This window comes from Alkalicoccus luteus (genome assembly GCF_012034335.1).
GTDB lineage: Bacteria > Bacillota > Bacilli > Bacillales > Salisediminibacteriaceae > Alkalicoccus > Alkalicoccus luteus_A.
Genome location: NZ_JAATHJ010000001.1, coordinates 124,647 through 150,580, shown reverse-complemented (window position 1 = coordinate 150,580; position 25,934 = coordinate 124,647). Strand labels below are relative to the sequence as shown.

Sequence of the window (25,934 nt, the reverse complement as noted above, 5' to 3'; positions counted from 1 at the left end):
GTGGAGCAGATGAATCTCAAAGACAAAGTAATTATCGTAACCGGCGGGGCGCGCGGCATCGGCCGTGCAGTCGTCAGCCAGCTGCTGGACAAAGGGGCGGTCGTTGCCGCCGCTGCACGTACGAACGAATCGCTGGATAAACTGCAGCGCGAACTCAACAGCAGCAGCCTGCACACGTTTCAGGCAGACGTAGGCTCGGAAGAAGATGTTCTTCAGCTTTTTCAGGACGTTGCTTCCAGATGCGGAAATCCGCATGCGCTTGTGAACAATGCCGGCGTCGGCGTTTTTAAACCGGTTGAAGAAATGACGGCGGATGACTGGGATCAGCAGCTGAATGTCAATACGCGCGGTGCATTTTTATGTGCGCGGGAAGCGTTCCGGATGATGAAGAAAGACGGCGGCCAGATTGTAAACATCGCCTCCAACCTTGGCTACGAGGTGCGGGAAAAAGCCTCTGCCTACTGCGCGAGCAAATGGGCGCTTGTCGGCTTTTCCAAAACGCTTAATCAGGAAGGCAGGGCCTACGATATCCGAGTATCAACCGTTTCTCCCGGACTCGTGCAAACCGATTTCGCCGGCGTCAGCGCATCGGAAAAAAGCAGCGGCCTGCACCCGGAAACAGTTGCCCGGACGATCGTGCAGACATTGGAGCTTCAAGACGATGCCGGAGAGATGGAACTGATCTTAAATCCGTAATCATTTCCCGGGAAATACCGATCGGGAGGCCTGCGTCAGCGACAGCGCGTCCCGGTCGGCAATCACCGTTACATTCGGGTGCCGCTGCAAAACCGTTGCTGGCACTTCTTCTGTTACGGGCCCTTCTATCATATCCCTCACCGCCTCTGCTTTCTCCGCTCCGGAAGCGAGAAGAAGAATTTCCTCGGCCTCCATGATTGTTCCGATTCCCATTGTAACCGCCTGACGAGGCACCTGCTCTTCTTTTTCGAAAAAACGAGCATTGGCTTCGATCGTTTCTTCTGTCAAATCAACCACCCGGCTCCGTCCATCAAGCGGGCTGCCCGGCTCGTTAAACCCGATATGCCCGTTTGCACCTATACCGAGCAGCTGCAGGTCGATGCCAAGCTCGGTTACAAGCTTTTCGTAGTCGTCAGCTTCCTTTTCCGGCGAAGCTGCCTTCCCATCTGGTAAATACGTCTGTTGGGGCGGGATGTCGACGTGCTTAAAAAAATGTTCCTGCATATAGACGTGATAGCTGTTCGGATGCGCTGCCCCAAGCCCGATATATTCATCGAGATTGACCGTCGTCAGATCCTTTAACGAATGGCTGTGCGTGTTAATCCGCTCTGTCAGCCGCTCATAAAATCCGATCGGCGTGCCTCCTGTTGCAAGACCAAGCACCCGCATACCACTTTGCAGGCGCAGCCATACATATCCGGCGGCTGCTTCGCTCATATCTTCATAGTTTTTCGTCTCGATAATATTCATTTGTCCTCACCTCCGTTATACACACAGACTCCCTTAATATATGTTTTAGCTACGTCCCCATTCGGATCAAGCATTGTGAAATCTGCGTCTTTTCCCGTGGCAAGGCTCCCTTTCCGGCCGGAAATACCGAGCGCCTTCGCAGGTTGAAGCGAGGCCATCTGCACTGCTTCTTCAAATGAAGCGCCGCTGAACCTGCTCATGTTGCGCACAGCTTCATTCATACGAAGGACACTTCCGGCAAGCGTCCCATCTTCCAGGACAGCTTCGCTGCCGCGCACCGTTACCTGCTGGCCGCCGAGCTGATAGGTGCCGTCTTCTTTTCCTTTCGCCCGCATAGCATCGGTGATCAGCAGCAGCCGCTCTGCACCGAGCTGCTGGTACGTAAACGCGCATGCTTCCGGACTGACGTGCACGCCGTCTGCGATCAGCTCTGCCCGGACGCTGCCGTTCATGAGCACCCCGCCGACAACACCCGGATCCCGGTGATGAAACCCTCTCATGCCGTTATAAAAATGAGTCGCATGCGATACGCCGCGCGCCAGCGCTTCAGCCGTTTCGCTGCACGTCGCATCCGTATGGCCCATCGAGACGATGACACCCTGTCCGGCAAGTTTCTCCGTTAATCCATCCTCGTCGAGTTCAGGTGCCATCGTCACGAGCCGGATCATTCCTTCCGCGGCCTGCTGAAATTCCTCAAACAGCCTGGTTGAAGGCGGTACGATAAAGGCTTCCGGCTGCGCCCCTTTCCTCGCCGGATGGATAAACGGGCCCTCCAGATGAACACCCAGCATCTCAGCGCACCTGTTATCAGACTGAAACGAAGCTGCTGCTGCAAGCGCCTGCTTCGTATCTGCTGTTGACTGTGTGAGCGTCGTCGCCAAAAAAGACGTTGTTCCTTCTGCCGGCAGCGCCCGTGCAATCGTATGAAGTGCTTCCTCTGTGCCATCCATGACGTCAGCCCCGGCGGCTCCGTGAATATGAATATCGATAAAACCGGGAACGATCCGCAGCTCCTCAGCGTCAATCCGCTCTCCTTCATCCTCCTCCTGTGCAGGGCGCAGTTCAGCGATAACACCTTTTTCCAGACGGAAGAGCGGATCCGGGATCACCCCCTGCTCCGTATAAGCATGTGCTCCTTTAAAGATCAGCGTAGTCATGTGTGTCCTCCTCTGCGCAGTTCGGGAATGCGTGTTTCCCAGCGTCTGATCAGCCTTTCGTTCCATTCATCAGCGCCATCGATGTTGCTGCTGAGCAGCACCGGCGCTTCTTCGCCCCAATCCAGCAGCAGACGAACCGTTTCAGCAGCAACAGCATGCCCGGCCGTTGTCGCTGCCACCGTGGAAACCGGGGCAAAGCGGACGTCAAGCCGCTCGTCCTGTAATACGGCATCACCCGGAGGAACGTGCGTGTCGATCACAACGTCAGCCGCCTCGTACAGACGCATGCCGGCGTCGCCTCGCGGCTTTGTTTCCGCGGACGCCTTGACAGACGTGATGCCGATCACCGGCACCCCGGCTGCTTTCGCTGCCCGCACCGCTGCGAGCGGAGCCGGATTTCGTCCGGTAGTCGATACAACGATCATCACGTCTTCCGGACGCAGATCAAGCTGTTCGGTGAAAATTGCTTCCCAGCCGTTCTTTCGTTCTGCCTCCATCGATCGAAGCGCACCGTGCTGCGGAAGCAGCTCATCTATCCAGACCGGACGGACCGGGACGAGTCCGCCGGCTCGGAAAAACAACTCTTCCCCGATCATGTGGGAATGTCCGGCTCCAAAACAGTGCAGGATGCCTCCTTTTGCAATCGCTTCTGCTGCAAGCTGCGCCGCTTGATGAATGGCGGTCTCTTCCTGTTCCATATCGGTCAGCAGCACCCGGACTTTCTCTGTATATGCAAGCAGCATCTTACTTCCCTCCCTGAGACCGGGGCAGATCAAGATGGAAGCGGTAGCGGTCTGCCCGGTAGCGGGAGCGGACGAGTTCGAGCGGGCGACCGTCAGCAGTGTACGTCTGCCGTTCCATGACGAGCACCGGCCCTCCGGCTTTCGTCTGAAGATGCATCGCCTCTGCTTCATTCAGCACCGCGGCCTCCATCCATTGTTCCGCACGGCCGATCCGGATTCCGGCCCGCTCTTCCAGCCACGTATAGAGGGACCCTGAGGCAGCTTCTTCGGGCATCGGCCCTGAAAGCGCGGCCGACAGCCACGTTTCTTCAAGCGCCATCGGCACCTTATCTGCAAGCCGCAGGCGCTTCATGTAATAAACAGGCTCATTCAGCTCCAGCCCGAGAAACGAAGCAGCCTCTGCCGGGCATCCCTGCTTTTCAAACGTTAATACCGTAGCCGAAGGCTCCATCCCGCGAGCGCGCATGTCTTCACTGAAGCTTGTCAGGCCGCTGAGGTGCTGCTCAATTTTTTCTTCGGCGACGAAGGTGCCTGTGCCTTTTTTGCGATAGACGATCCCGTCATCTACGAGAGAAGCGATCGCTTGCCTGACCGTCATGCGGCTGATTGCAAACTGCTCCGAGAGCTCCCGTTCAGATGGCATCATATCTCCGGCCTTGAGTTCTCCCTGCTCGATCCGTCGTCTCAGCTGCTCAGCAAGCTGATAATAGATCGGTATGGACGATTCCTTGTTCACCATAGCGTTCCCTCCTGAAGTTATTGTCTTTCTGTTAGTGTAGCAAGTTTATGTATGGTTGTCTATACCACTATACATACAGGGCATTTATTTCCCTGCTCTTTCAACCATTTCGTTGGCTGAAGCCTGAAGTCCGGCAATCAGGCAGCCCTGTCCAAGCCACTCGTCCAGCGTTTCAAGCTTTATCCAGCGGGCCTCGGACACTTCCTCACGCTGCAAAACGAGGTTTTTCACAGAAAACGATCGCTCCACAAGCCAGATATCGTGGACGTAGCTGTCATGCCATGTTCGCGTCAGCTGGTCTAGCTTGGATAGCTCTAGCTCCATTCCGATTTCCTCTTTCACTTCCCGGACAGCTGCCTCCCGGGACGATTCCCCTGAAAGCGCCGATCCGCCTGGTGTTTCCCACATTCCAGGGTGCGGCTTTTCAAGAGCCCGCCGGGTTACCAGCACATGATCCTGATCGACGATCCACGTGTGCACGACTAAGTGATAGTACCCTTCCGGCAATGGTTTGCCGCGCTGGATCGTCTGCCCCGTCTTCTTCCCTTCCTGGTCAAGCAAATCCCATATTTCCATTTGTTTCCGCTCCTTTTTTCAGCTATTCATCAGGCGGCTTTCATCAAACTTTCACATTCCCGTATTATACTGGATAGCAGGAGTGATGTCGTTTGGATATTGGACAATTAACCATTTGGGCAGCGTTTTTTGCAGGAGTGATTTCTTTCTTATCCCCCTGTACGCTGCCCTTGTTTCCCGCTTATCTATCGTACATAACCGGTCGCAGCGTAAAGGAGCTGCAGCGTGAATCCGGACTTCGCAGCCGGCTGATGCTGCATACCGCCTTGTTTCTTACGGGTGTTTCCATGATCTTCTTCGCTCTCGGCTTTGGCGCCTCAGCAGCAGGCGGATGGCTGGAAAATCTGATGCTCGGTTCATCCGGCGTGCTGATTCAGCAGCTGGCCGGCATTTTTATCGTGATGCTTGGACTCATCACCGCAGGCTGGCTGACGATTCCGGCTCTGATGCAGACGAAACGATTTCACGCGGCGAAAAAACCCGCGGGGATGGCCGGTACGGTATTTGTCGGCATGGGGTTTGCGGCCGGCTGGACGCCGTGTATCGGTCCTGTTTTCGGCGCTGTATTACTGCTTGCTGCCTCGGAACCGTCTCTTGGCTTATTGTATACGGCCATGTACACAGCCGGATTTGCCATTCCCTTTTTCGTGCTGACGTTCTTTTTGGGCTCTGTCCGCTGGCTGACTGCTTACAGCAGCATTGTCATGAAAGCTGGAGGCGCCGTTATGATCGGCATGGGCATCCTGCTCTTCACCGGTCAGCTGACCGATATTTCTGTATGGATTTTACGTATGATCGAAGGAACGCCGCTTGAGCGGCTTGGATAAGGAAAGGAGAAACAACATGCTGAAAACAATTATTGTTTCACTGCTGCTTGCTGGCATGATCGGATGGACCGTTTATTCCCAGTTTGATATTGGCGAACAAGCTTCCCCGGAGACTTCTGTGTCGGATGAATCGCCTGACGATGCAGTACTGGAGGACATACCGGAAGAAGAGATCGGTCTGGACGAGGGCGATTATGCCCCTGATTTCACCTTGGAAGCACTTGACGGAGAAATCGTCTCACTCTCCGATTTTCGCGGGGAGAAAAAAGTCATGGTGAACTTCTGGGCAACATGGTGTCCGCCGTGCCGGGCTGAAATGCCGGATATGCAGCGCGTATATGAAGGCCGGGATGATGTCGAAATTCTCGCTGTCAATCTGACGGATACCGAAGCTGCCCTTTCACGCGTGGAAAGCTTCCGCGACGAGCGGTCGCTGACGTTCCCTATTCTTTTAGACGAACAGACAGATACCGCCGACTTGTATAACATTCAGCCGGTTCCGACGACGTATATGGTTGATACCGAAGGCAGAATCGCCCACGCCTCTTTTGGTCCGATGAATGAAGAGATGATTGCAAGAATTTTTGATACGATGGAGTAAACAATGAAAGCAGGGACTATTATGCAGCAGACGATCCTCCTTGCCGACCGTGATCCGGACATCCGTTCCAGTCTTCGCGAGGAACTGGAAAAGGAAGGGTACGACATCATTGAAGCTGTAACGGTCGCGCAGGCAAAAGAACAGTTTAACCGTTATATTCCTTGTCTGGTCATGACAGAGCGTACGTTCGAGGATGCTTCCGGCGACTCGTTTTGCACGTGGATTCTGGAGCAGAAGCAGCACCATGTGTCGATCATTATGGTTACTTCCCTCGCGGCCGGACGGGATAAGATTGAAGGCCTGCGCCTCGGAGCCGATGATTACATGACAAAGCCGGTGGATGCTGAAGAGGCTGCAGCCCGCGCAGAAGCAGTGCTGCGCCGCAGCGGCCAGTTCTGCCAGAAAATCAGCGACCGGGGCCTCGTGATGAAGCCGCGCCGGGGAGAGGTGCTGATCGACGGACGGACCATTCCGATGACGCGCATTGAATTTACAATTCTCTTTTATCTGATGGATCATCCCGATACAGTTCATTCCCGAAATCAGCTGATCAACCAAGTGTATCCTAACGCAGAAGATACGGTGATGGACCGGACCATTGATGCTCACGTTAAAAAACTGCGTGAGAAAATAGAAGCAGATCCGTCCTCACCTAAGCGAATCATTACCGTGCGCGGGCACGGCTACATGTATCGTCCGGAGCGTCCAGAAGAACTGGAAAAAAGCTGAACGCTGCACGGACGTTCTCTCTTTTTCCAAAAAAAGACGGCGAAGCCATATTGGCCTGCCGTCTTTTTACGTTCTACCCGTCAACAATGACGTCTTCACTTCCCATTTTCGCAAATCTGCCGAATCCGCCCATCATGTTTTTCACGTCGGTGATGCCGTTTTTCTGAAGAATACTCGCCCCGATCGCTGAACGCAGGCCGGTTCCGCACTGCACGAGCACCGGTTTGTCTGTCGGCACTTCTTTTATCCGGTGCGGCAGTTCTCCAAGCATGATGTGCGTCGAGCCTTCGACATATCCGTTTTTCCGTTCGGCTGCACCGCGCACATCCAGCACGTGCACGCTCCCACTTTCAATCCAGTCCGACGCCTGTTCAGGTGTCAGCTGGTCAAACGACTGCGGCTTGCCAATCGTCATCGCAATCGATGGATTCGCCCATCCCTTCAGCTGATCCAGTCCAATGGAACGAAGCGCCGTCTTCAGCTCGTCTACTTGGTTTTCTTCGACGATCGCGTAAATTGGATCTTCGTAGTTCAACAGCCAGCCGGCCCAGTTCGTGAATGATTTGTTCAGCGGAAGATTCATGACGCCCTCCATATGGGCAGCCGCAAACTGCTCCGGCGGCCGTGTGTCGATCACCTGTCCGGTTGAGACCGCTTCCTGGAGCAGCTCTTTGCCCATCACTTCCGGGTCGGCAAGATCCTTCAGAAACGCCGGGCCTTCTTTATTCACTCTCTTCATCTCTGCGAAATAAACCGGCGGTTCTGGCTGGTCTTCCACCAGATCCTGCTTAAACTGCTCCTTATCCGTATACTGCAGCGCCCAGTTGAAGCGCTTCTCATAGCCGACAGTCGAACTCGGCACGGAACCGAGCGACTTGCCGCAGGCGCTGCCTGCACCGTGTCCGGGGAGCACCTGGGTGAAGTCCGGCAGCTGTTTAAATTTCTCAAGCGAATGAAACATATCCTCCGCTCCGGCTGCGGCCGTATCTTTTTGTTTGGCCGCTTTTTCCAGCAAATCCGGCCGGCCGATGTCTCCGACGAACACAAAGTCACCGGTGAAAATCCCGAGCGGCTCATCCGCTTCTGCTCCGCCGTCTGTGACAAGAAAGGAAACACTTTCCGGCGTATGCCCTGGTGTATGCATAACATCAAATCGGATCTTTCCCAGCTTAATCTGGTCCTGATCCTTTAACAGCTGATGATTCAGCTTATCAATGTTCTCGTATTTCCACTCAGCCGGCCCCTCATCGGACACGTACAGGACAGCTCCGGTTCGGTCGGCAAGCTCACGTGCGCCGCACAAATAATCGGCATGAATATGCGTTTCCATCACGCCGGTGATCGTCATCCCGTGCTCTTCTGCCGCCTTGATATACGGCTGCACATCCCTCGCAGGATCAATCACGACCGCTTCATTCGCAGCCTGACAGCCTACGAGGTAAGAGGCTTGAGCCAGTTTGTCATCGTAAAAGTATTGCAGTAACATCTCCTATCTCCTCCTTCAGAATAAAATACCCATAGTGGTACTTTCACCGTTTCGTGCCTGACCTAAACGTCAATCTCACGGTTTATCTGGAAATAAAAAGGGGAAAGTCCTACCAACACACTTTTTAAGGAGGGCTTTAGATGAGTAAAGACGGCATGGAAGATAAGACGAAAGGAAAGTTTGAAAAGGCAAAGGGCAAGACGAAAGAAAAGGTTGGCGAGTGGACAGACGACAAGGAAACGAAGCGCGAAGGTACGAAGGAAAAGGTAAAGGGCAGCGTGGAAGATAAAAAAGGCGATATTAAAAACAAAGACTAGCACTGCCTGTTTAAACATGAATGCTCGCAGAGGGCTGAAGCCGTCCACAATCAAGCTGGGCGGCTCTGCTCTGCCACTAAATTTACAGTAATGTCATATAAAAGGAGTCGGTTTTTCGATGAAGGCTGTACAGATTGAAACGTTTGGAAGTCCGGATGTACTTGAATACAAAGAGCTTGATACGCCAACCCCGGGAGAACAGGAAGTGCTGATCGACGTCACGGCGATCGGCGTCAACTTCGCCGATACGATGAGACGGCAGGATGCCTATGTCGTCGAGACTCCGCTGCCGTTTATCCCTGGTTCCGAGGTCGTCGGAACCGTATCCGCAAAAGGAAATGGCGTGTCCGGACAGGTTCAGGAAGGACAGCGCGTAGCTGCCCTCATCGGAGAAGGCGCCTACGCAGAGCAGGTCACCGCGCACGAAAAGACGCTCATTCCGGTACCGGAAAACCTGAGCGACGAAGAGGCGGCTGCCCTTCCGCTGCAGGGATTGAGCGCCTACCACATTATCCATACGATGGGCCGGCTTGAAGCCGGGGAAACGATTCTTATTCATGCGGCTGCAGGCGGTGTCGGCACTCTCGCTGTCCAGCTCGCTAAGGAAGCTGGGGCCGGCACGATCATTGCAACTGCGAGCACAGAGAAAAAACGGCAGACCGCGCTCGATCTCGGAGCCGATCACGCCGTTGATTATACGAAAGACGACTGGAAGGAGGAGGTGCTCAAGCTGACCGGTGACAAGGGTATCGACGTGGCTCTTGAAATGGCCGGCGGTTCCATCTTTCACGATACGCTCGAGATTTTAGCTCCGTTTGGACGTCTCGTTTTCTTTGGCGCCGCGAGCGGAGAGCTGCCGGAATTCAGTCCGTTCAGCCTGCTCGAAAAAAACAAGTCCGTCATCGGCTTCTTTCTGCCGCAGATGATGGCAAGACCTAAAGCATTTCAGGAAAGCCTGGAGACGATCATGCAGCTCGCTGCCGAAGGCAAGCTGAAGCTGACCATCGGCGGTACGTATCCGCTGCGGGAGGCGGCTTCCCTTCACGAAGACATGGAAAACCGGCGCACGAGCGGAAAAATGATCTTGACGCCTTAACCGATCCGCAGACCGACAAACACGACTACCGCGAGCGCGAGGCCCGCAGACAGCAGCAGTGCCACACTGTAGCTGGCTGTGGCTGCCCGCGCTCCTTTTCCATGCAGCCGCTTCACTAATCTGCGGCTGTAAAGACCTGTGCCGACAGCGGTCACGAGAATGATCAGTGCCCCGGCCTGCTCCATGACGAGCATGTAAAGCGGGAGCGTCTCCCTGTTCAGCTGTAAAATCATATACACGCCTGTAAAGAGGACAATCCCTGCCGCAGGCAGAACGCCAAGATTTACAAATTTTGTAATCCGGCGGATCTGCCGCTTTTCTGTTTCCGCTAACTCTTCCTGCTGCGCCATTCCTCTGAGCAGCCAGGAGAAGGCTGCAAAGGAGCCGATCCAGAGCGCAATACCTCCAATGTGCAAGCTGTATGCTGCTTCATATACCATGTTCATTCATCCTTTCTGCTGATAACGTCCAACTCAGCGTACCAGGCGAATATGAACAGCAAATGAACAACTGTTATGCTTTCGGCAACGTCACCGTGACTGTCGTTCCCTCTCCTACACTGCTGTCGGCAGAAACAGTGCCTCCGTGCAGTTCCGTCAATGAACGGACAATTGAGAGACCGATCCCGGTGCCTGCTTTCCCGGAGCGGGAGCTGTCCGCTTTGTAAAACCGATCCCACATCTGCTCCAGCGCTTCTTTTGTCATCCCGCTTCCTTCATCACGTATCGAAACGGAAACTGATTCCCGGTGCTCCGTGAGCGTAAGCGTAATCGTACTGTTTTCCGGCGAAAATGCTGCAGCGTTCGCCAGCAGATTGATCCAGACTTGATCCAGCCGCTCTCGATCCCCCCAGACAACCGCTTCTGTTTCTCCTGTCAGCACCGTGCGGCGGCTTCCAAGCTCAGGACCGGCAGTTTCCAGAACCCGCTCGAGAGCAGGTTTAAGTGCTACCGGTGCACAATCGAGCTCGATTCTTCCGCCTTCCAGCTTCGTGAGGTCGAGCAGATCGTGCACAAGCTTAATCAGCCGCTCTGTTTCTCCGCGCATGAGTGTAAAGTAATAGGGGCGCCGTTCGTCCGGAATCGTACCGTCTTCCAGCGCCGTTAAAAACCCTTTTATCGACGTCAGCGGAGAACGAAGATCGTGGGTCACGTTGGCTAGAAACGCCTTCCGGAGCTGCTCCGTCTCGGCAAGCTCTTCCCCCATCTGGTTTAAAGAACGACCGAGCCGGCTGATCTCAAGCGGTCCGTGCTCCTCGACACGCACTGAGAAATCACCGCCGCTTACAGCAGACGCCGCCCGGCTCATCTCACGAAGCGGATCTGCAAGGCGCCTGGAAACGACCCAGACCATCCCTGCTGCAAGCATTAAAACACCGCCGATTGTGCCCGCAATCGCCGTAACAGCGCGGATGTAATCATGCTCCAGACCGGTGAACACCGTACGGAGATAGCCTTCGTCAAACGGCGATACGACCTCGTAATGCAGCTCGCCGCCGGTCCAGTAGCCGGAGGCCGCTTCGCTTCCGCTATCCAGCAGCTCTGCCTCGTAATCAGAGCCGCTCAGCACCGCGGACAGGCTCTCCTCCCGTTCATCCAGCGACCAACCGTAGCGGTCAGCTGTCTGCAGCTGGCTCTCCACTGATTCCCGGATGTCGGCATGCCGCTGCTCGAAATCGTCGTACAGCGTATAGTGAAACTGAATAATATAGGCGGCACCGAAGACGAGAAACGACCCAAGAATGACAGCAGCGTACGTGGAGAACAGCTTCCGAAACAGCGACTGCTTTCTCATATTATCTCCTCAAGCCGGTAGCCCGCCTGCCGCACCGTGACGAGTTGAACGCCGCTCTCAACCGTATCAAGTCGTCTGCGGATGCGCTTTACATGTACGTCCACCGTCCGGGGATCACCGTCAAAGTCCCGTCCCCAGACGGCATCGAGCAGCTGCTCTCTCGTCAATGTCTGTCCGGAGCACTGCATAAAAAAAGCAAGCAGCTCCAGCTCCCGCGGCGGAAACAGCAGTTTTTCTCCGGCAGCCGTCAGCTCCCGGTTTTGCATGTCCACCTGCAAGCGCCCGCTTGAAAGCAGGTTTCCTGTCGAGAACGGGTGCGCCCGGCGAAGAAGCGCTTGAATCCGCGCCATCAGTTCATTCGGATCAAATGGCTTCACGACATAGTCGTCGGCACCTGTTTCCAGTCCACGTACGATGTCTTCCGCTTCCCCTCTGCCGGTCAGCATCAAAATCGGCAGCAGCGGATTGTCTTTTCTCATTTCCCGGCACAGCTCCCAGCCGCTTCGCTCCGGCAGCATAATATCGAGCAGCACTAAGTCCGGCTCCTCGTCATAGTAAGCAGCGAGCCCGGCTTCCCCGTCCGCTGCCGTAATGAGCGCAAGCTTTGCTTTCGTTGTATAGAGCGATACGAGCTCGCAAATGTGAGCGTCGTCTTCCACCATAAGCAGTTTGTACACGTTCAGCACCTCCTGCCTGCAGTGTAGCAGATTATTATGAACACCGGATGAACAGCCTGTATGATAAACTGGAAAGAAAGATACATGAGGAGGGATGCACGATGGCAGTAGAAGATTTAGCTCTGCTTGAAGAAGCGAATCAGCAGTTTCAAGGCTTCGGCCTCATCCGCAGCGCCAATCTGGCACAGACGAAAAAAGGCGACCCGTTTTACAACCTGTCTGTGTCAAAAGGAGCAAAAGAAATCCCCGTTAAAGTTTGGAGCGATCAGATCAGCGGCCGCGAAGATGAAGTAAAGCAGGTGCTGCAGGAAGGAAAGATCATCTACATAGAAGGCGATACGTCTACGTATCAGGACCAGCTGCAAATGACGGCGCGCTCGTTCCGGCCGATGCAGGAAAACGAAGTCGACCTGCACGAGTTTCTCGAAATGCCGCCGGAGCCGATCGAATCACTTCAGCAGGAGCTCGAGCAGGCGATCGACCAGATAGTAGATCCGCTGCTGCAGGACATTGTCTCCAGCATTTACACCCGCTATAAAAAGCCGTTCAGCAGCTACCCGGCTGCAACGAAAAACCATCATTCCTTCGTCGGCGGGCTGCTGTATCACACCGTCTGCATGGTCCGGCTCGGACTCGACATCGCTGCCCGCTACCCTGCGATCAACAAAGACTTCATCATCGGCGGCATCACGCTGCACGATGCGTCGAAGGTGATGGAATATACGAATCATATCGCCCCGCAGTATAGCGTACCCGGCGAATTTATCGGTCATATCTCGATGTCTTCCATGCTCGTCGACCGGGAAGTGCAGCGTATTCTGAGCGAACGCGCCGACAATGCCAAGCTGACCAAGCTCGAGCAGGAAGCCGTGTACCAGCTGCAGCACTGCATCCTCAGCCATCACGGCAGGCTCGAGTGGGGCTCGCCGGTCGAGCCGAAAACACTCGAAGCGCACATCATCCATCTCGTCGATATGATCGACTCCCGCGTCAACATGGTCGAGCGCGGATTAAAGGATGCACCGGAAGGCGAATTCACGAAAGTGTTTCCTCTCGGAAAGCTGTATAAGCCGATGACCGACGAATAGACGGCACGGCACCTGAAAAACCCGGCGAATGCTGTCGCCGGGCTTTTCGTGCGTTCATTTGATGAAAGGGTGTTATTAAAAAGAGGATTGGGCGCCGGCCCGATGTCCGTATGAATGGGTAGTGTTCGTTTTGAGGAACGCTGTGTAACGTTTGAAGGTGCTTGTGTTGTTTTATTCGTTATCATGAACTGTTACGTTGCGTAAATCACTTTTGCCCGCTGCTGTGTTCTCTTTCAGCATTGTTAAATCGCTTTTGAACTGCGTTGTGCAGCTTTTCCCATTCGTTAAGTTTCTTTTGATCCCAAAGACCCAACCGCCCGCTCCTTAATTCAACATAAAAAAACCCGGCGCAGCGGCCGGGTTTTGTCATGCTCGTTACAGCAGTTTGCTCAGGAAGGACTGGGTCCGTTCGTTCTGCGGATTGTCGAAGATCTGCTCCGGCTTGCCTTCTTCCTGAATGACACCTTTGTCCATGAAGATGACGCGGTCGCCCATCTCACGCGCGAAGCCCATTTCGTGCGTGACAACGACCATCGTCATTCCTTCCTTGGCAAGGTCCTTCATAACGCCGAGCACGTCGCCGACGAGCTCCGGGTCGAGAGCCGAAGTTGGCTCATCAAACAGCATCACCTTCGGGTTCATCGCAAGCGCTCGCGCAATTGCGACCCGCTGCTTCTGACCGCCGGACAGGCTGCCTGGATAGGCCTGTGCCTTGTCAGCAAGTCCTACTTTATCCAGCAGCGCTTTAGCCAGCTGATCGGCCTCTGCTTTATCTTTGCTGCTTACTTTACGAGGTCCCAGCGTAACGTTTTCCATCACGGTCATATGCGGAAACAGGTTAAAGTGCTGGAACACCATACCGACTTGGGCGCGAAGCTTGTTAATGTTCGTTTTCGGATCGGTGAGACTTTCACCGTCGATGATCACTTCACCGCTTGTAATTTCCTCAAGCATGTTCATGCAGCGGAGAAACGTACTTTTTCCGGAGCCTGATGGGCCGATGACGCAGACGACCTCACGCTCTTCCACTTGAGCATCGATGCCGGAAAGAACCTCGTTATCACCAAAACTTTTGTGCAGATCTTTAACTGTGATCATTATACATCCAACCTCCGTTCAACGCGTCGCAGAATGACCATACTCGGAATTGTGATAATCAGATACCCGAGACAGAGCATGATATACGGGACAAACGGATCCCCGGTCGTACTAACATACTGCCGCATCAGATAGGTCATCTCTCCGAGAGAAATAACCGCAAATATGGACGTATCCTTCAGACTGATGATGAACTGGTTGCCGAGTGGTGGAATCATCCGCTTGAACGCCTGCGGCCAGATAATGTAGCGCATCGTCTGCGTAGATGTCATGCCCATGGAGCGGCCGGCTTCCATCTGTCCTTTATCGATCGACTCAACACCACCGCGGACGATTTCTGCGATATACGCCCCGGCGTTCAGAGCGATAACGAGAATACCAGCCTGGATCGCCGTAAAGTTAATCCCGAGAAAATCGGAGAAACCGAAGTACAGGAAGAGCGCCTGTACGAGAATCGGCGTACCGCGGAATGCCTCTATGTATACCGTGGCGATGCCGTAAATGACTTTGTTTTTGGAAAGCCGCATCAAGCCGATGAAACTTCCGATGATAAACCCGATAAATACCCCGACGAACGTGACGAGAAGCGTCAGCTGCATGCCGCGCCACAAAAACGGGAGCGTGTTCGTGTAGTGTGGACTCGAGAAAATTTCCTGTAAATTTTCAAGCATGTCCTTCAGACCTCCTCTACGAAATAAACCCGGTCCGACGAGTGATCAGACCGGGTCAACTGCCTGCAGTGTGTTACTCGTTGTTGTCTTCTTCGTTGTCTTCTGCTGGATCGTTTTCAACATCTTCGCCGTCGTTTACTTCTTCATCTGCAGTATCCGCGTCGTCCGCATCCTCTGCATCGTCCGGCTCCAGATTCATCGCATCTTCTGCTGTTTCGGCAAGCTGATCAATATTTGGCTCCTGGCCGAACCATTCTTCATAAATTTCTGCATACGTACCGTCATCCATCAGTGTTTCCAATGCAGCATCAACGTCTTCACGCAGCTCGGAGCCTTCCGGGAAGGCAATCCCGTACTGCTCACCAGTGAGCGTATCGCCGACGGTTTCCATCTCGCCTACACCTTCTGTCTCAATGTAGTACAGCACGTTTGGAAGGTCATAAATCGCCGCATCGACACGACCCGCCTGCAGATCCTGGTACGCGTTCACGATATCCGGGAACGTGACTACTTCTGCATCTGTATTTTCTTCAAGGAACGTCTGGCTCGTTGTAGCAGCCCGCGTTGCGACACGCAGCCCGTCGACATCGTCGATCGACTGAATGTCCTCTTCACCCGGCTGGACCGCAAGAATCAGACCGGCGCTGTAGTAAGGGCGGGAGAATTCAAAGTTCTCTGCGCGCTCTTCTGTGATCGTCATGCCGGCAATTCCAATATCATAGCGCCCTGTTCCCATTCCGGAAACGATACCGTCGAATTCGACTACTTCCAGATCGATTTCGAAGCCGACTTCTTCGGCAATCGCATTGATCAGGTCAATATCAAAGCCTTCCATTTCCCCTGTCTCGTCATTCAGAAATTCAAAAGGGACGTAGTTGGAGTCTGTCGCCACCGTGTATGTAGGCATATCCCCATCTTCATTTCCCCCGCAGGCAGCAAGTGCTGTAACTGCTGCTGTACCTAAAACGATACCTGCCCATTTCTTTTTCATGTGTACTGATCCCCTCTCGTCCTAATGGTTTAATTAACTTGAAAATGATTACTGATAAAAAAGAGCGTATCATACAATTACATAATTATCAATATTCTGATAAAACATTTTTATGAATAAGCTGAAAAGTATGTCACATTACCTCACACACTTTCTGGCTCCATTAACAGATAAAAAACGGCTGATATCAGCCGTTTTCCCGTTCATTCTATGTCACATCACCTGACGAAAGCACCTTGATGTATACATTTTTAATCGAAAATGTTCGTAATTATGCACGAAGCTGAAATTGCTGGACTTTTTCCTGCAGATTTTCAGCAAGACGGGCAAGATCGGATGAGCTTGAGGCGATCTCTTCCATCGAGCTGAGAGACTGCTCGGTCGAAGCCGCTGTCTCTTCAATTCCCGCTGCAGACTGCTGCGACACCGAAGCTACTTCGCTGATCGAGCTGCGGATTTTTCCGCTTCCGGCCGTCACCTCTGCCAGCCGGCCAGTCAGTTCCTGCATCCGTTCTGCAGAAGCGGCTGCTGCTTTTTGAACAGTTTCAAATGCCTCTCCAGTCAGGCGCACCTGTTCAGCACCGGCCTCAGCCTTTTTAAAACCACCTTCGAGCCCTGCCGCTACAACGGCTGACTCCTGTTGAATCGCGTGGACGATGCTCGTTATTTCCGCTACAGATACCGAGACCTGCTCCGCCAGTTTGCGCACCTCGTCAGCTACAACCGCAAACCCGCGTCCGTGCTCGCCGGCCCGCGCTGCTTCGATCGCAGCGTTCAAGGCAAGCAGGTTCGTCTGATCCGCGACTCCCTGAATCATATCGACGAGAGAGGTAATATTTTTCGTTTTTTCATCAAGACCGCGCACATCGTCTACCGCAGCGCGCACAGCCTCGTGAATTTCCTCCATAGAAGCTAGAGAAGACACCCTACGTTCCCGTCCGATCTCCGCTGCCTCATCAGCAGCCTTCGTCTCCGTTGATGCTGCTTCACCAGCAAGACGGCTTGATTCGATCTGATCGAGAAACGCTTCGATGCTTTCTGCAAGCGTACCTGCGCTTCCGGCCTGAAGTTCAGCCCCGGACGCGAGCTCTTCCATCGTAGAAGCTACCTGTTCGCTGCCGTTCCGCATTTCGTCGACGGACTGCAGCAGCTCCTCGCTGTTCTGCGTCACGTCCTGCGATGCTTCTGTGACACCACGCAGGACATCTTTCAGATTTCGTTGCATCGAATTCGCCGACGCCATCAGCTCCCCAAGTTCATCCTTCCGGTTTACGTGAAGCGGCTCTCTTGTTAAATCCCCGGCAGCCACTGCTTTCATATAATCCGACACCTTGCCGGCTGCTCCGCCGATGGAACGTCCGAGAAAAATACCCAGTCCAGCTGCAGCCAGAACCGCCGCGACAGCCGCTGCGATCATCAGAACGCGGCTCTGCTCAAATAATGACTGGTTTGCTGCATTGAGTTCCGCCGCAACTTCCTCATTAATAACGATCAACGATTCCAGCGCTTCCTCAACCTGTGCAAACTCCATCGCAGCCGTTTCTGTAACTCTCGTGGCTGCCTCCATATTGCCCGCCTGAATTTCCTCATTCATAAATTCCAATGCACTGGAGAAATTCGCTACCTCCCCCTGAAACTGAGTTAATTTTTCTGCTTCATCAGAGGTTAAATATGTGCCTGCGTATTCTTCTAAAATAGGATCAATGTAAGCCAGTTCAACGAGTGCTTCCTCTGCCCGCAGTGGGTCATCCGTCAACAGCGACGTGAGCATTTCACCCCGGGCTCTCTCGGCAAATTGAACCACGTCAATCAAGTGGCTTAACGCCATCACCCGATCCTCATACATCGTTTCCCCGTTCTGATTCATCGAACTGAGGCTTGAAAGCGCCAGCCCTCCAATGACAAAAATAATGACAACAACGATCGAAAAAGCGCCAAGCAGCTTTGCTTTCAGCGTCACGATCTTCTCCCCCTCTTTATATGGTGGCAGAGGCCCTTGTCCTCCGGTTCTAATATCGGCACCGGAGCACTTAATTGGAAGCGGCAGACATAAAAGAAGGCACCTTTCGTAAGTCGAAAGATACCTTAGTGACTTCTGGTTTTACGTTTTTTCCTGCTTCAGAAACTCCAGCATCAGCCGGTTGATGACGTCCGGCTGTTCATGATGAACCCAGTGGGTGGCATCGTCAATATAGATCAGCTCGCCCTTCGCGCAGTACTCAAGACTCACCTTCGCCGTCGTTTTGTGCAGAAACGGATCCCCCAGCCCCCAGAGAATCCGCACCGGCACCTGCACGAGATCGGGACGGATCTCTTTTCGCCAGATGGCACGATACCAGTTCAGCATGCCGGTCAAAGCACCGGGCTGCGCCCAGGCGGTTTTGTAGCGCTCGAGATCGTCTTCGGTAAACGCTCCCGGGTTTGCTGTCATCGCGATGCCTTTTTTCATCTGCTCCAGATCATCCGTCTGCATCAGCTTTTCGGGAAGCTCCGGCAGTTGGAAAAACGCCATGTACAAGCTTTTTAACAGCTGCGGCGGATAGCGGAGCAGTGCCTTGCCCATCGCCCCGGGGTAAGGGATGTTGATCGCCGTCAGCTTTTTGACGAGCTCCGGCTTTGTGGCTGCCGCGTACCAGGCAACCGCGCCGCCCCAGTCGTGGCCGACCCAGTGCGCCTCGTCATAACCGAGCTGCTCAATCAGACCGGCGATGTCGTCGCGGAGCAAATCAACAGTGTAAAGCGATGCACCATCGGGCTTGCTGCTCAGATTGTAGCCGCGCTGGTCCGGCACGGCAACCCGGTAACCCGCTTCCGCAAGCGCTTCGATCTGATGACGCCAGCCGTACCAGAACTCCGGAAAGCCGTGCAGTAAAACGACAAGCTCCCCATCTTCCGGTCCAGCTAGTGCTGTGTGCAGGGTCACGTGATTCGTATCAATAAACGTAAACTCTATATCAACTGCCATGTTTCGTTCCTCCTCTGCTTATGGGGCCGCCGGCTGTTCACCGGTCCAGGCGGCAATTCGTTCCACCAGACCGAGCGTAAGGAGACCGTTCCCTTCAGCCGTCAATGGATGACCCAGCGGCGTCGTACGGCGAATCAGCTGTGCGTACATTTCTGCCTCTGAGATACGCCGTCCAAAGCCTTCTTCTGCCCAGTGAAGCAGCAGGACCATCGCACCGGCTACGTGCGGAGCTGCCATCGAGGTTCCGCTCAGCTCCGAGTAGCCGCCGTCGAGGTAGGTGGAGAGAATGTTATGACCAGGTGCAACGAGATCAATTTCATCGTTTGTGTTTGTAAACTCCGTCAGCTCACCTTGAAAATTGACGGCACCGACTTGAATTACTTCATTATAAGCACCCGGATAGGCAAACTCATCTGTATCCAGATTGCCATCGCCTTCGTTGCCGGCTGCAACAACTACCGCAATTCGCTCGGAAACAGCCCGCTTTACCGCCTCGTGCAGCTCCGGGATATCCTCCGGGCCTCCGAGCGACATGCAGATCACGCGTACACGCTCCCCGTCAGCACCTTCCCAGTCTACCGCGTAATCAATCGCATCGACGACGGACTGCATCGATCCGCCTCCGTTTTGATCGAGTGCCTTTAAGCTGAGCAGCTTCGCTTCCGGAGCCACACCTATTACGCCGGACCCATTTTCGGCTGCTGCGATCGTACCTGCAACATGCGTACCGTGACCGTTGTAGTCGTCATAGCTGTCCGGGCCTCCACCGTCGTCCTGTGAAAAGTTCCTTCCTCCTACAATCCGGTCCTCTAAGTCCGGATGGTTCAGCGAGATGCCTGTATCAATAACAGCTGTAACGTGTCCGCTTCCTTTTCCTGCTTCGTTCCAGAAAGCAGGAGCTTCAACCATTTCAATTCCCCGCGGCACGTTCGACATCGTCCGGAACCGCTTTTCCACCTTATATGGAATCAGCCTTACATCGCTCATTCAGGACACTCCTTTCCTGTTTCCATTCTCATTCCCTTCCATAAATTTGCACAAACCCGTTCAGATAAGCGAAACGACCTTACAACACAGCGCATTCCCGTCGACCGTCAGCACTTCTGCGAAAAAGGAAAGATTGATTTTTTCATTATTTACGTTATTATTATAGTAACGAACTATTTTTCAATAGGTCCGGAGACTTGTTTTTCTTATCAAATTTGGAGGATGAGTGCTGTGAATCATGCTGCAACTAACGCCTACACGCCGCTGCAGAAGCTGATGACCCGTTTTCTTTATTTAAACTGGTCGGTCCACTTGATTCTGATGATCCTCAACATTTTTTCTGGAGACTGGATTTTGGCGAGTGCGCACGTGGTCAGCACGATCGTCGTTTTCCTGCTGCTTCCGCTCGTGCAAAAGGAGCAGTATAAGCAGATTGCAGTCACCCAGCTCGTTAACACGATTGTCCATATTACGATCGGCTCCTACCTCGTCGGCACTGCCGCCGGCCTCCATTTGTTTATTTTGAACTTCCCAGTACTGACGCTGATTTTCCTTCCACTTGCCTGGCAGGTTGTTCTAAACACCGCTGCCGTCACGTTTTTCTTTTCTATCTTCTTCATCGCACCCGCCAATACCGGCTATTTTCCACCGAATGTGCTGCAGACCATTTTAACGGTAAACGTATTTATGGTGTTTACAATCTTTTTTATCTGCCTGCTGTTTTACAAGCGCATGCACGATCAAAAAAGCATAGAACTGGAAGCCGCCGAACGGTTTGATCCGCTGACAGGCCTTTACAACCGGCGCTGGATGTACGTGCAGCTTCAGGAAGCACTCGATCAGGGGAAATCCGGATATCTCGCGCTGCTCGATTTGGATGATTTTAAAAAGGTGAACGGAGAGTTCGGGCACACCGGCGGAGATCACACCTTAGCGCATGCGGCCGGGATTATAAAAGCAGAAATGACGGCACCCGCTATGGCGGCCCGGTGGGGAGGAGAAGAATTTCTGCTCTACTTCCCTGATGGCGAGCAGGCGGAAGTCGAGCAGGCCGTACGTCGTATGGCACTTGCGATGAATGAGCTGCCAGAGCCGCAGGGGCTTTCCTTCACAGGCGGTCTGACGGAGGTCGACTCTTCTCTGGAGCAAACGCTGTCGAGAGCTGATCAGGCGCTCATTGAGGGCAAACAGTTTGGCAAAAACCAAGTAACGTTTCTGCCTGCCCCGGGTGCGCCATAAGCGCAGTCATCGATTGTAATCCCTTCCTTCATCTAGTAATATAGACTCTGAATCTACTAAGAATATAGGTGATCAAATGACGATGTCTGTTCAGGAAGCGGAAATATTTGAGGATTTGGACGGCTTAACCGCCGATTTGATGGAAAGTCTGAGGGAAAGCTCACCATTTTTACATGAGGACGAAAACAGCTACGAGATGCATTACCGTTTATCTTATGGGTTAATGGAGACGATCCGGCGCCGGCTTGAAGGGAAAAACGGGGCCACACCGCTCGATAAACTGGACTATGATACACATAACCGCGCTGCAGAAGGCGGACTGGAAATTGAAGATATGACCGGTTACTTAAACCAGATGCGCATGGAACTGCTGAAGCGGCTGCAGGGTAAGGCGGAACATACGTCGACGAGCTGCTATCAGCTGATCAACAGCATCGTCGAAGTGTTCGATGAAGTGATTAACAGCACGACAGCGAACTACAACAGCCGCTATCAGGAGCAGCTGGAGCAGATGCGTAAAGAAATGCTGGAGTTGTCCGCGCCAATCGTTCCTGTACGGGACCGCATTTCCGTGCTGCCGCTCATCGGCAATCTGACCCAGCGGCGTACGAGCAGCCTGCTCGAGAACACGCTGCCGCGCCTGACCGAATCGCAAATACAGACGGTCATCGTTGATTTTTCGGGAGCATATGAAATCACCCAGGAGGTAGCTGATCATTTGTTTATGATTCTCGATTCGATGAAACTCGTCGGACTGAAGGTAATCGTGAGCGGCATTCGCTCCGAAACGGCCCAGATGATCATCGCACAAAACATAAGTCTCGCCGACTACCCGACGTATCAGAGCGTGAAATCCGTTTTAAACGACATCGCCGGTCACGAAAACTGAACTGATAAGCAGTCTCTATAACATAAGCGCTGAAACAAGGTTGTCCCCTGTTTCAGCGCTTATTAAGTATGAGCCGACTCCCTATTGCTGCACATAAATCGATACAGAACCGCCGTCCGTATGGAATTCGCCCCAGCCGTCGCTGTTAATGGTGACAGACGCACCGTGATTACCCGTCAGATCGGTCCACGTTTCACCGGCACGGTCTCTGCCGACGTACATCCACTTTGCTCCGCCGGGACCGTTGGACATGAGGGCTGCCATGCCGGAGCCAGGGTGGCTGCTGCTTCCTTCACGCGTCCAGCCGACCACATCCCAGTGGTCAAAGTAGTCATGCTGCGTGCCGTACGCATAGTCCTGCCTTGCTTCCAGCAGCGTATCGAGCATCTCCTGCTTTGCGCCGATGCCGTCGTTTGGAATCCCGTAATAGTCCCCGTAAAAGACTGACGGATAACCGCCTTCACGCGTCAAAATAACGGCGTAGGCAAGCGGCTTGAACCAGTCGTCCACCCATGATTCCAGAGATTCTCCCGGCTGCGTGTCGTGATTGTCGACAAACGTCACCGCATGCATCGGATGCGTTTCAACGAGCGAGCCGTCCAAAAGGTTTCGCATATCGTAGCTGCCGCCTGTTCTCGATGCTTCATAGAAATTATAGTTCAGCGGCACGTCGAACATCGAGACGTCCCAGTCCATCCGCTCCAGATAGCTTTCGATTGCGCCGAGGTCGTCCGCCCAGTATTCACCGACGACAAACAAATCCTGATCCGCTTCGTCACGCTGGAAGCCGACCCAGTCATTCATATACCAGGCGGGCATATGCTTCACCGCATCCAGCCGGTAGCCGTCCAGATTCAGCTCGTCTGTAAACCAGCTGCCCCAGCTCATCATTTCTTCCCGCACTTCCGGGTGGCTGTAATCAATATTCGATCCGAGTAAGTAATCGTAATTGCCGTATTCCAGGTCGACATCGGAATTCCAGCCCGTATGTGCCAGCCGGAAAAGGTGATCTTCTTCATATCGGGCATCCCAGTCTACGCCGTTAAAATGAAACCAGCGCCACTGAAAATCGGAATAAACACCGTCTCTTCCCGGAAAGTCGAAGCCGGTCCACGCTTCAATTTCATAAGCACCGGAAATGTCCTGCAGCCGGTTGGAACGGTTGACCTGCACCGCCTCTACCGCTTCTGTAAAATCAGCACCCATTTTATGATTCATGACGACGTCGCCGTACACCTGAATACCCTGCGACTGCACTTCATCGATGGCTGATTCCAGCTCTGCTTTTGTACCGTACTTCGTCCGTACGGTTCCTTTTTGATCAAATTCCCCAAGATCGTACAGGTCGTAGGCTCCGTAGCCGACATCCCCCTGCCCGGATCCTTTGTAAGCCGGCGGAATCCAGAGTGCCGTGATGCCGGCATCACTCAGCGCCTCAGCTTCCGCGTTCATCCGGTTCCAGTGCTCTCCGTCATTTTCGAGGTGCCATTCAAAATACTGCATCATCGTGCCATTTTCCGATTCCGCCAGCGTCGTACCCGCCGGCATCAGCATGAAGGCCGCCATTCCAGTCAGCAACGTCTTTTTCATGAAAACATCCTCCCTGTTATGAAATCGCTTTCATTTACGACGTTAGCCTGTTTTCGCGATTCATGCAACGCCGCTGGCAACGTTCAGCAGAATGTCATACGGCCCGTTGCGGCTAAGGGTGTGCAAACGATTGTGCAACAGCGCGGTTTACACAGGACTATTGTAGACATGCAGATCTTTCGGAAAGCAGATTTGCTTAATCGCAGGAGAAGGGAGCGTTATTCACACAGGATGACCGTTTATGAGCATGCTTTCTTCTGTAATGCGCACGCTATGCCTCCTTATGCGTAACTGGAGGTCCTTATTCGCAGCGGGTTCCCGCTTTATGCGTATGCTTCTACTTTTTATGAGGAGGAGACCGCACTTTATGAGGAAGTTTTCTCGTTTTACGAGGAAGCTCTGCCGCTTTATGTGAAACTGCCGACGGGGATCTTTTATTACCCATCGTTCTTTCCTTATGCGCAGCTGGTTGCGATTATGCGCACAGAACGACCGCTGATGAGCATGCTTTCGTCTATAATGAGCATTCTTCGCCTCCTTATGCGTAACTGGAGGTCCTTATCCGTAACTGGTTCCTGCTTTATGCGTATGCTTCCCTCTCTTATGCGTATCCATTCCCTTTTAATGCGTATGCTTCTGCTTGTTGTGAGGAGGTTTACTCGTTTTATGTGAAACTGCCGCCTCCATGTAAAAAAAAGGTGCCGGAATGAATCTCCGGCACCGCTCTTTTATGCTTCTTCCTGTTGTTTTGGAGCTGGATTTTTAATGAACATCGCGATCACGAAGCCGACGAACGACAGGCCGGTTGCGACCCAGAAGGAGATGTTCACCCCTTGAATCATCGCCTCGTTTTCGGAGATGCCGTTTCCGGAGGCGGCTGCCCCGACGGTCATCATCGTCACGAGAAAGGCCGTGCCGAGCGAGCCGCCGACCTGGCGGAGCGTGTTGTTCATCGCCGTTCCGTGCGGAATCAGGTGCTCCGGCAGCCGGTTCAGGCCTGCCGTTGTCACCGGCATCATCACCATCGCGAGTGCCAGCATGCGGAAGGCGTGCACCGTCGCCATGTAGGCAAACGATGTATCTTCGGTCAGTCTCGTAAACAGAAACGTCATCACCGTCAGCAGTGCCATGCCGCTGATCGACAGCCACCTTGCCCCGACTTTATCAAAAATTCTCCCGGTGATCGGATTGAATACGCCCATTAATATCGCACCCGGCAGCAGCATAAGCCCTGATTGGAATGCGCTGAAGCCGAGCATGTCCTGCATGTAAATCGGCAGGATCGTCGCTGCTCCGATCATCGACATAAACAGCACGACGCCGATGATATTGGAAATCGTGAAAATGCCGTAGCGGAACACGCGGAATTCGAGAATCGGCTCCGGCAGCTTCAGCTGACGGCTGATGAACCAGAACAGCGCCACGGCGCCGATGGATACGGAGGCAAGCACCTGCGTGCTTCCCCAGCCCGTTGAACCGGCGCTGCTGAAGGCATACAGCAAACCGCCGAAGCCGAGCGTGGACAGCATGATCGAAAGACGGTCAATTTTCGGGAACGTTCGCTTCGTGACGTTTTTCAGTACGAAGTACGCAACGATCAAATCAATGATCGCGATCGGCAGCACGATGAAAAACAGCGCCCGCCACGGATACTGATCGACGACCCATCCGGAGAGCGTCGGTCCAATCGCCGGGGCAAACGCAATGACAAGTCCGACAAGCCCCATCGCCTGCCCCCGCTTTTCCACTGGAAAGACCATAAACAGCACCGTCTGCATGAGCGGGATCATAATCCCGGCTCCGGATGCCTGTACGATCCGTCCCGCTATCAGCATTTCAAAGTTCGGCGAAAGGCCTGCAATAAGTGTACCGAGTGCAAACAGGCTCATCGCCGTCATAAACAATGCTCTCGTCGTATACTTTCCTATTAAAAACGCTGTAATCGGAATCATAATTCCGTTCACAAGCATGAATATCGTATTCAACCACTGCGCCGTATTCGCATCGATTCCGAGATCGCGCATAATCGGCGGGATCGCCGTGACAAGCAGCGTCTGGTTTAAGATCGCGACAAATGTACCTGTCAGCAGCACGGCGACGAGCGGTCCTTTTCGTATGTCGTCTGGCATGATGTCCTCTCCCGTCTGGTTCCTGGCTGGAACGCGCCTTCTTCTATCTTACTCTTTTCTCATTACCCGAAAAAGGGTTCTGCCTGACGAGAGTCGAAG

General features: G+C 53.5%; 27 protein-coding genes. 9 read left to right on the top strand and 18 right to left on the bottom strand.

From position 1 onward, the window contains the following. Positions 1–9: 9 nt before the first annotated feature. On the top strand, positions 10–696 hold the full coding sequence (locus tag HCN83_RS00825) for an SDR family oxidoreductase (RefSeq protein WP_168004407.1): 687 nt from the start codon (positions 10–12) through the stop codon (positions 694–696). On the opposite strand, the gene nagB is transcribed toward HCN83_RS00825, so the two are convergent. The 5 genes from nagB to HCN83_RS00800 form a co-directional block, all read right to left on the bottom strand. After that, a complete protein-coding gene (nagB, locus tag HCN83_RS00820) occupies positions 697–1,446 on the bottom strand; it encodes a glucosamine-6-phosphate deaminase (protein WP_168004406.1) in 750 nt (249 codons plus the stop codon). Further along, positions 1,443–2,603, bottom strand: coding sequence for an N-acetylglucosamine-6-phosphate deacetylase (gene nagA, locus HCN83_RS00815; protein WP_168004405.1), 1,161 nt, complete (start codon positions 2,601–2,603; stop codon positions 1,443–1,445). The genes nagB and nagA overlap by 4 nt, the downstream gene beginning before the upstream one ends. Next, positions 2,600–3,346: an SIS domain-containing protein gene (locus HCN83_RS00810; protein ID WP_168004404.1), complete on the bottom strand. Its 747-nt coding sequence runs from the start codon at positions 3,344–3,346 to the stop codon at positions 2,600–2,602. Before HCN83_RS00810 ends, nagA begins: the two co-directional genes overlap by 4 nt. A 1-nt stretch (position 3,347) precedes the next feature. Beyond that, the gene (locus tag HCN83_RS00805; RefSeq protein WP_168004403.1) at positions 3,348–4,085 is read right to left on the bottom strand and encodes a GntR family transcriptional regulator; all 738 of its coding nucleotides are present in this window, start codon (positions 4,083–4,085) and stop codon (positions 3,348–3,350) included. Positions 4,086–4,169: 84 nt separating this feature from the next. Further along, positions 4,170–4,661, bottom strand: coding sequence for an NUDIX hydrolase (locus tag HCN83_RS00800; RefSeq protein ID WP_168004402.1), 492 nt, complete (start codon positions 4,659–4,661; stop codon positions 4,170–4,172). A 92-nt stretch (positions 4,662–4,753) separates the two neighbouring features. On the opposite strand from HCN83_RS00800, the gene HCN83_RS00795 reads away from it, so the two are divergent. From HCN83_RS00795 to HCN83_RS00785, 3 genes are read left to right on the top strand one after another with little or no spacing between them, the layout of a single operon-like run. Beyond that, positions 4,754–5,488, top strand: a complete 735-nt coding sequence (locus HCN83_RS00795; protein ID WP_205774435.1) for a cytochrome c biogenesis CcdA family protein — start codon at positions 4,754–4,756, stop codon at positions 5,486–5,488. Between the two features lie 16 nt (positions 5,489–5,504). Continuing rightward, positions 5,505–6,089, top strand: a complete 585-nt coding sequence (locus HCN83_RS00790; RefSeq protein ID WP_168004401.1) for a peroxiredoxin family protein — start codon at positions 5,505–5,507, stop codon at positions 6,087–6,089. Between the two features lie 21 nt (positions 6,090–6,110). Further along, positions 6,111–6,818, top strand: coding sequence for a response regulator transcription factor (locus HCN83_RS00785; RefSeq protein WP_168004400.1), 708 nt, complete (start codon positions 6,111–6,113; stop codon positions 6,816–6,818). A 73-nt stretch (positions 6,819–6,891) separates the two neighbouring features. On the opposite strand, the gene HCN83_RS00780 is transcribed toward HCN83_RS00785, so the two are convergent. Then, the gene (locus HCN83_RS00780; RefSeq protein ID WP_168004399.1) at positions 6,892–8,304 is read right to left on the bottom strand and encodes an MBL fold metallo-hydrolase; all 1,413 of its coding nucleotides are present in this window, start codon (positions 8,302–8,304) and stop codon (positions 6,892–6,894) included. 140 nt (positions 8,305–8,444) lie between these two features. Here HCN83_RS00780 and HCN83_RS00775 point away from each other — a divergent pair, with 140 nt between their 5' ends. Both HCN83_RS00775 and HCN83_RS00770 read left to right on the top strand, forming a co-directional pair. Beyond that, a complete protein-coding gene (locus HCN83_RS00775; RefSeq protein ID WP_168004398.1) occupies positions 8,445–8,621 on the top strand; it encodes a CsbD family protein in 177 nt (58 codons plus the stop codon). Positions 8,622–8,739: 118 nt separating this feature from the next. Then, on the top strand, positions 8,740–9,717 hold the full coding sequence (locus HCN83_RS00770; protein ID WP_168004397.1) for a quinone oxidoreductase family protein: 978 nt from the start codon (positions 8,740–8,742) through the stop codon (positions 9,715–9,717). Here HCN83_RS00770 and HCN83_RS00765 read toward each other — a convergent pair. From HCN83_RS00765 to HCN83_RS00755, 3 genes are all read right to left on the bottom strand, one after another. Then, entirely contained in the window at positions 9,714–10,157 is a 444-nt protein-coding gene (locus HCN83_RS00765; RefSeq protein WP_168004396.1) for a hypothetical protein, read from the bottom strand. The two genes, HCN83_RS00770 and HCN83_RS00765, sit on opposite strands and share 4 nt — an antisense overlap. Positions 10,158–10,230: 73 nt before the next feature. After that, a complete protein-coding gene (locus tag HCN83_RS00760) occupies positions 10,231–11,511 on the bottom strand; it encodes a sensor histidine kinase (protein ID WP_168004395.1) in 1,281 nt (426 codons plus the stop codon). Further along, on the bottom strand, positions 11,508–12,188 hold the full coding sequence (locus tag HCN83_RS00755; RefSeq protein WP_343033628.1) for a response regulator transcription factor: 681 nt from the start codon (positions 12,186–12,188) through the stop codon (positions 11,508–11,510). Before HCN83_RS00755 ends, HCN83_RS00760 begins: the two co-directional genes overlap by 4 nt. A 101-nt stretch (positions 12,189–12,289) precedes the next feature. Here HCN83_RS00755 and HCN83_RS00750 point away from each other — a divergent pair, with 101 nt between their 5' ends. Further along, positions 12,290–13,276, top strand: a complete 987-nt coding sequence (locus HCN83_RS00750; RefSeq protein WP_168004394.1) for a 3'-5' exoribonuclease YhaM family protein — start codon at positions 12,290–12,292, stop codon at positions 13,274–13,276. A 205-nt stretch (positions 13,277–13,481) separates the two neighbouring features. On the opposite strand, the gene HCN83_RS00745 is transcribed toward HCN83_RS00750, so the two are convergent. The 7 genes from HCN83_RS00745 to HCN83_RS00715 form a co-directional block, all read right to left on the bottom strand. Further along, positions 13,482–13,646, bottom strand: a complete 165-nt coding sequence (locus HCN83_RS00745) for a hypothetical protein (protein ID WP_168004393.1) — start codon at positions 13,644–13,646, stop codon at positions 13,482–13,484. A 5-nt stretch (positions 13,647–13,651) separates the two neighbouring features. Next, positions 13,652–14,374, bottom strand: a complete 723-nt coding sequence (locus tag HCN83_RS00740) for an amino acid ABC transporter ATP-binding protein (protein WP_168004392.1) — start codon at positions 14,372–14,374, stop codon at positions 13,652–13,654. Further along, positions 14,374–15,045, bottom strand: a complete 672-nt coding sequence (locus HCN83_RS00735; protein ID WP_168004391.1) for an amino acid ABC transporter permease — start codon at positions 15,043–15,045, stop codon at positions 14,374–14,376. Before HCN83_RS00735 ends, HCN83_RS00740 begins: the two co-directional genes overlap by 1 nt. Positions 15,046–15,118: 73 nt before the next feature. Beyond that, a complete protein-coding gene (locus tag HCN83_RS00730) occupies positions 15,119–16,036 on the bottom strand; it encodes a transporter substrate-binding domain-containing protein (protein ID WP_168004390.1) in 918 nt (305 codons plus the stop codon). A gap of 271 nt (positions 16,037–16,307) precedes the next feature. Continuing rightward, positions 16,308–17,996: a methyl-accepting chemotaxis protein gene (locus tag HCN83_RS00725; RefSeq protein WP_168004389.1), complete on the bottom strand. Its 1,689-nt coding sequence runs from the start codon at positions 17,994–17,996 to the stop codon at positions 16,308–16,310. Positions 17,997–18,137: 141 nt separating this feature from the next. Then, entirely contained in the window at positions 18,138–19,001 is an 864-nt protein-coding gene (locus tag HCN83_RS00720; RefSeq protein ID WP_168004388.1) for an alpha/beta fold hydrolase, read from the bottom strand. A gap of 18 nt (positions 19,002–19,019) precedes the next feature. After that, positions 19,020–19,988 carry a S8 family peptidase gene (locus HCN83_RS00715; protein ID WP_168004387.1) on the bottom strand — a complete coding sequence of 323 codons (969 nt, stop codon included), beginning with the start codon at positions 19,986–19,988 and terminating at the stop codon, positions 19,020–19,022. A 231-nt stretch (positions 19,989–20,219) separates the two neighbouring features. Between HCN83_RS00715 and HCN83_RS18705 the strand changes: the two genes are divergently transcribed. Both HCN83_RS18705 and HCN83_RS00705 read left to right on the top strand, forming a co-directional pair. After that, a complete protein-coding gene (locus tag HCN83_RS18705) occupies positions 20,220–21,227 on the top strand; it encodes a diguanylate cyclase domain-containing protein (RefSeq protein ID WP_168004386.1) in 1,008 nt (335 codons plus the stop codon). Positions 21,228–21,303: 76 nt separating this feature from the next. Further along, the gene (locus HCN83_RS00705) at positions 21,304–22,116 is read left to right on the top strand and encodes an STAS domain-containing protein (RefSeq protein WP_168004385.1); all 813 of its coding nucleotides are present in this window, start codon (positions 21,304–21,306) and stop codon (positions 22,114–22,116) included. An 81-nt stretch (positions 22,117–22,197) separates the two neighbouring features. On the opposite strand, the gene HCN83_RS00700 is transcribed toward HCN83_RS00705, so the two are convergent. Together HCN83_RS00700 and HCN83_RS00695 are read right to left on the bottom strand one after the other, a co-directional pair. Beyond that, positions 22,198–23,706 (bottom strand): alpha-amylase, encoded by a 1,509-nt coding sequence (locus tag HCN83_RS00700; protein WP_168004384.1) that lies wholly within the window; start codon positions 23,704–23,706, stop codon positions 22,198–22,200. A 728-nt stretch (positions 23,707–24,434) separates the two neighbouring features. Then, positions 24,435–25,835, bottom strand: a complete 1,401-nt coding sequence (locus tag HCN83_RS00695) for an MDR family MFS transporter (protein ID WP_168004383.1) — start codon at positions 25,833–25,835, stop codon at positions 24,435–24,437. Positions 25,836–25,934 lie beyond the last annotated feature (99 nt).

Bases quoted from the DNA above. Each gene is read 5' to 3' on its own strand.
- HCN83_RS00760 (WP_168004395.1), bottom strand. From the start codon at position 11,511: ATGAGAAAGCAGTCGCTGTTTCGGAAGCTGTTCTCCACGTACGCTGCT.
- HCN83_RS00700 (WP_168004384.1), bottom strand. From the start codon at position 23,706: ATGAAAAAGACGTTGCTGACTGGAATGGCGGCCTTCATGCTGATGCCG.
- HCN83_RS00805 (WP_168004403.1), bottom strand. From the start codon at position 4,085: ATGGTGAACAAGGAATCGTCCATACCGATCTATTATCAGCTTGCTGAG.
- HCN83_RS00705 (WP_168004385.1), top strand. From the start codon at position 21,304: ATGACGATGTCTGTTCAGGAAGCGGAAATATTTGAGGATTTGGACGGC.
- HCN83_RS00770 (WP_168004397.1), top strand. From the start codon at position 8,740: ATGAAGGCTGTACAGATTGAAACGTTTGGAAGTCCGGATGTACTTGAA.
- HCN83_RS00785 (WP_168004400.1), top strand. From the start codon at position 6,111: ATGCAGCAGACGATCCTCCTTGCCGACCGTGATCCGGACATCCGTTCC.
- HCN83_RS00720 (WP_168004388.1), bottom strand. From the start codon at position 19,001: ATGGCAGTTGATATAGAGTTTACGTTTATTGATACGAATCACGTGACC.
- HCN83_RS00775 (WP_168004398.1), top strand. From the start codon at position 8,445: ATGAGTAAAGACGGCATGGAAGATAAGACGAAAGGAAAGTTTGAAAAG.
- HCN83_RS00740 (WP_168004392.1), bottom strand. From the start codon at position 14,374: ATGATCACAGTTAAAGATCTGCACAAAAGTTTTGGTGATAACGAGGTT.
- HCN83_RS00715 (WP_168004387.1), bottom strand. From the start codon at position 19,988: ATGAGCGATGTAAGGCTGATTCCATATAAGGTGGAAAAGCGGTTCCGG.
- HCN83_RS00730 (WP_168004390.1), bottom strand. From the start codon at position 16,036: ATGAAAAAGAAATGGGCAGGTATCGTTTTAGGTACAGCAGCAGTTACA.
- HCN83_RS00735 (WP_168004391.1), bottom strand. From the start codon at position 15,045: ATGCTTGAAAATTTACAGGAAATTTTCTCGAGTCCACACTACACGAAC.
- HCN83_RS00800 (WP_168004402.1), bottom strand. From the start codon at position 4,661: ATGGAAATATGGGATTTGCTTGACCAGGAAGGGAAGAAGACGGGGCAG.
- nagB (WP_168004406.1), bottom strand. From the start codon at position 1,446: ATGAATATTATCGAGACGAAAAACTATGAAGATATGAGCGAAGCAGCC.
- HCN83_RS00790 (WP_168004401.1), top strand. From the start codon at position 5,505: ATGCTGAAAACAATTATTGTTTCACTGCTGCTTGCTGGCATGATCGGA.
- HCN83_RS00750 (WP_168004394.1), top strand. From the start codon at position 12,290: ATGGCAGTAGAAGATTTAGCTCTGCTTGAAGAAGCGAATCAGCAGTTT.
- HCN83_RS00780 (WP_168004399.1), bottom strand. From the start codon at position 8,304: ATGTTACTGCAATACTTTTACGATGACAAACTGGCTCAAGCCTCTTAC.
- HCN83_RS00695 (WP_168004383.1), bottom strand. From the start codon at position 25,835: ATGCCAGACGACATACGAAAAGGACCGCTCGTCGCCGTGCTGCTGACA.
- HCN83_RS00825 (WP_168004407.1), top strand. From the start codon at position 10: ATGAATCTCAAAGACAAAGTAATTATCGTAACCGGCGGGGCGCGCGGC.
- HCN83_RS00745 (WP_168004393.1), bottom strand. From the start codon at position 13,646: ATGACAAAACCCGGCCGCTGCGCCGGGTTTTTTTATGTTGAATTAAGG.
- nagA (WP_168004405.1), bottom strand. From the start codon at position 2,603: ATGACTACGCTGATCTTTAAAGGAGCACATGCTTATACGGAGCAGGGG.
- HCN83_RS00810 (WP_168004404.1), bottom strand. From the start codon at position 3,346: ATGCTGCTTGCATATACAGAGAAAGTCCGGGTGCTGCTGACCGATATG.
- HCN83_RS00765 (WP_168004396.1), bottom strand. From the start codon at position 10,157: ATGGTATATGAAGCAGCATACAGCTTGCACATTGGAGGTATTGCGCTC.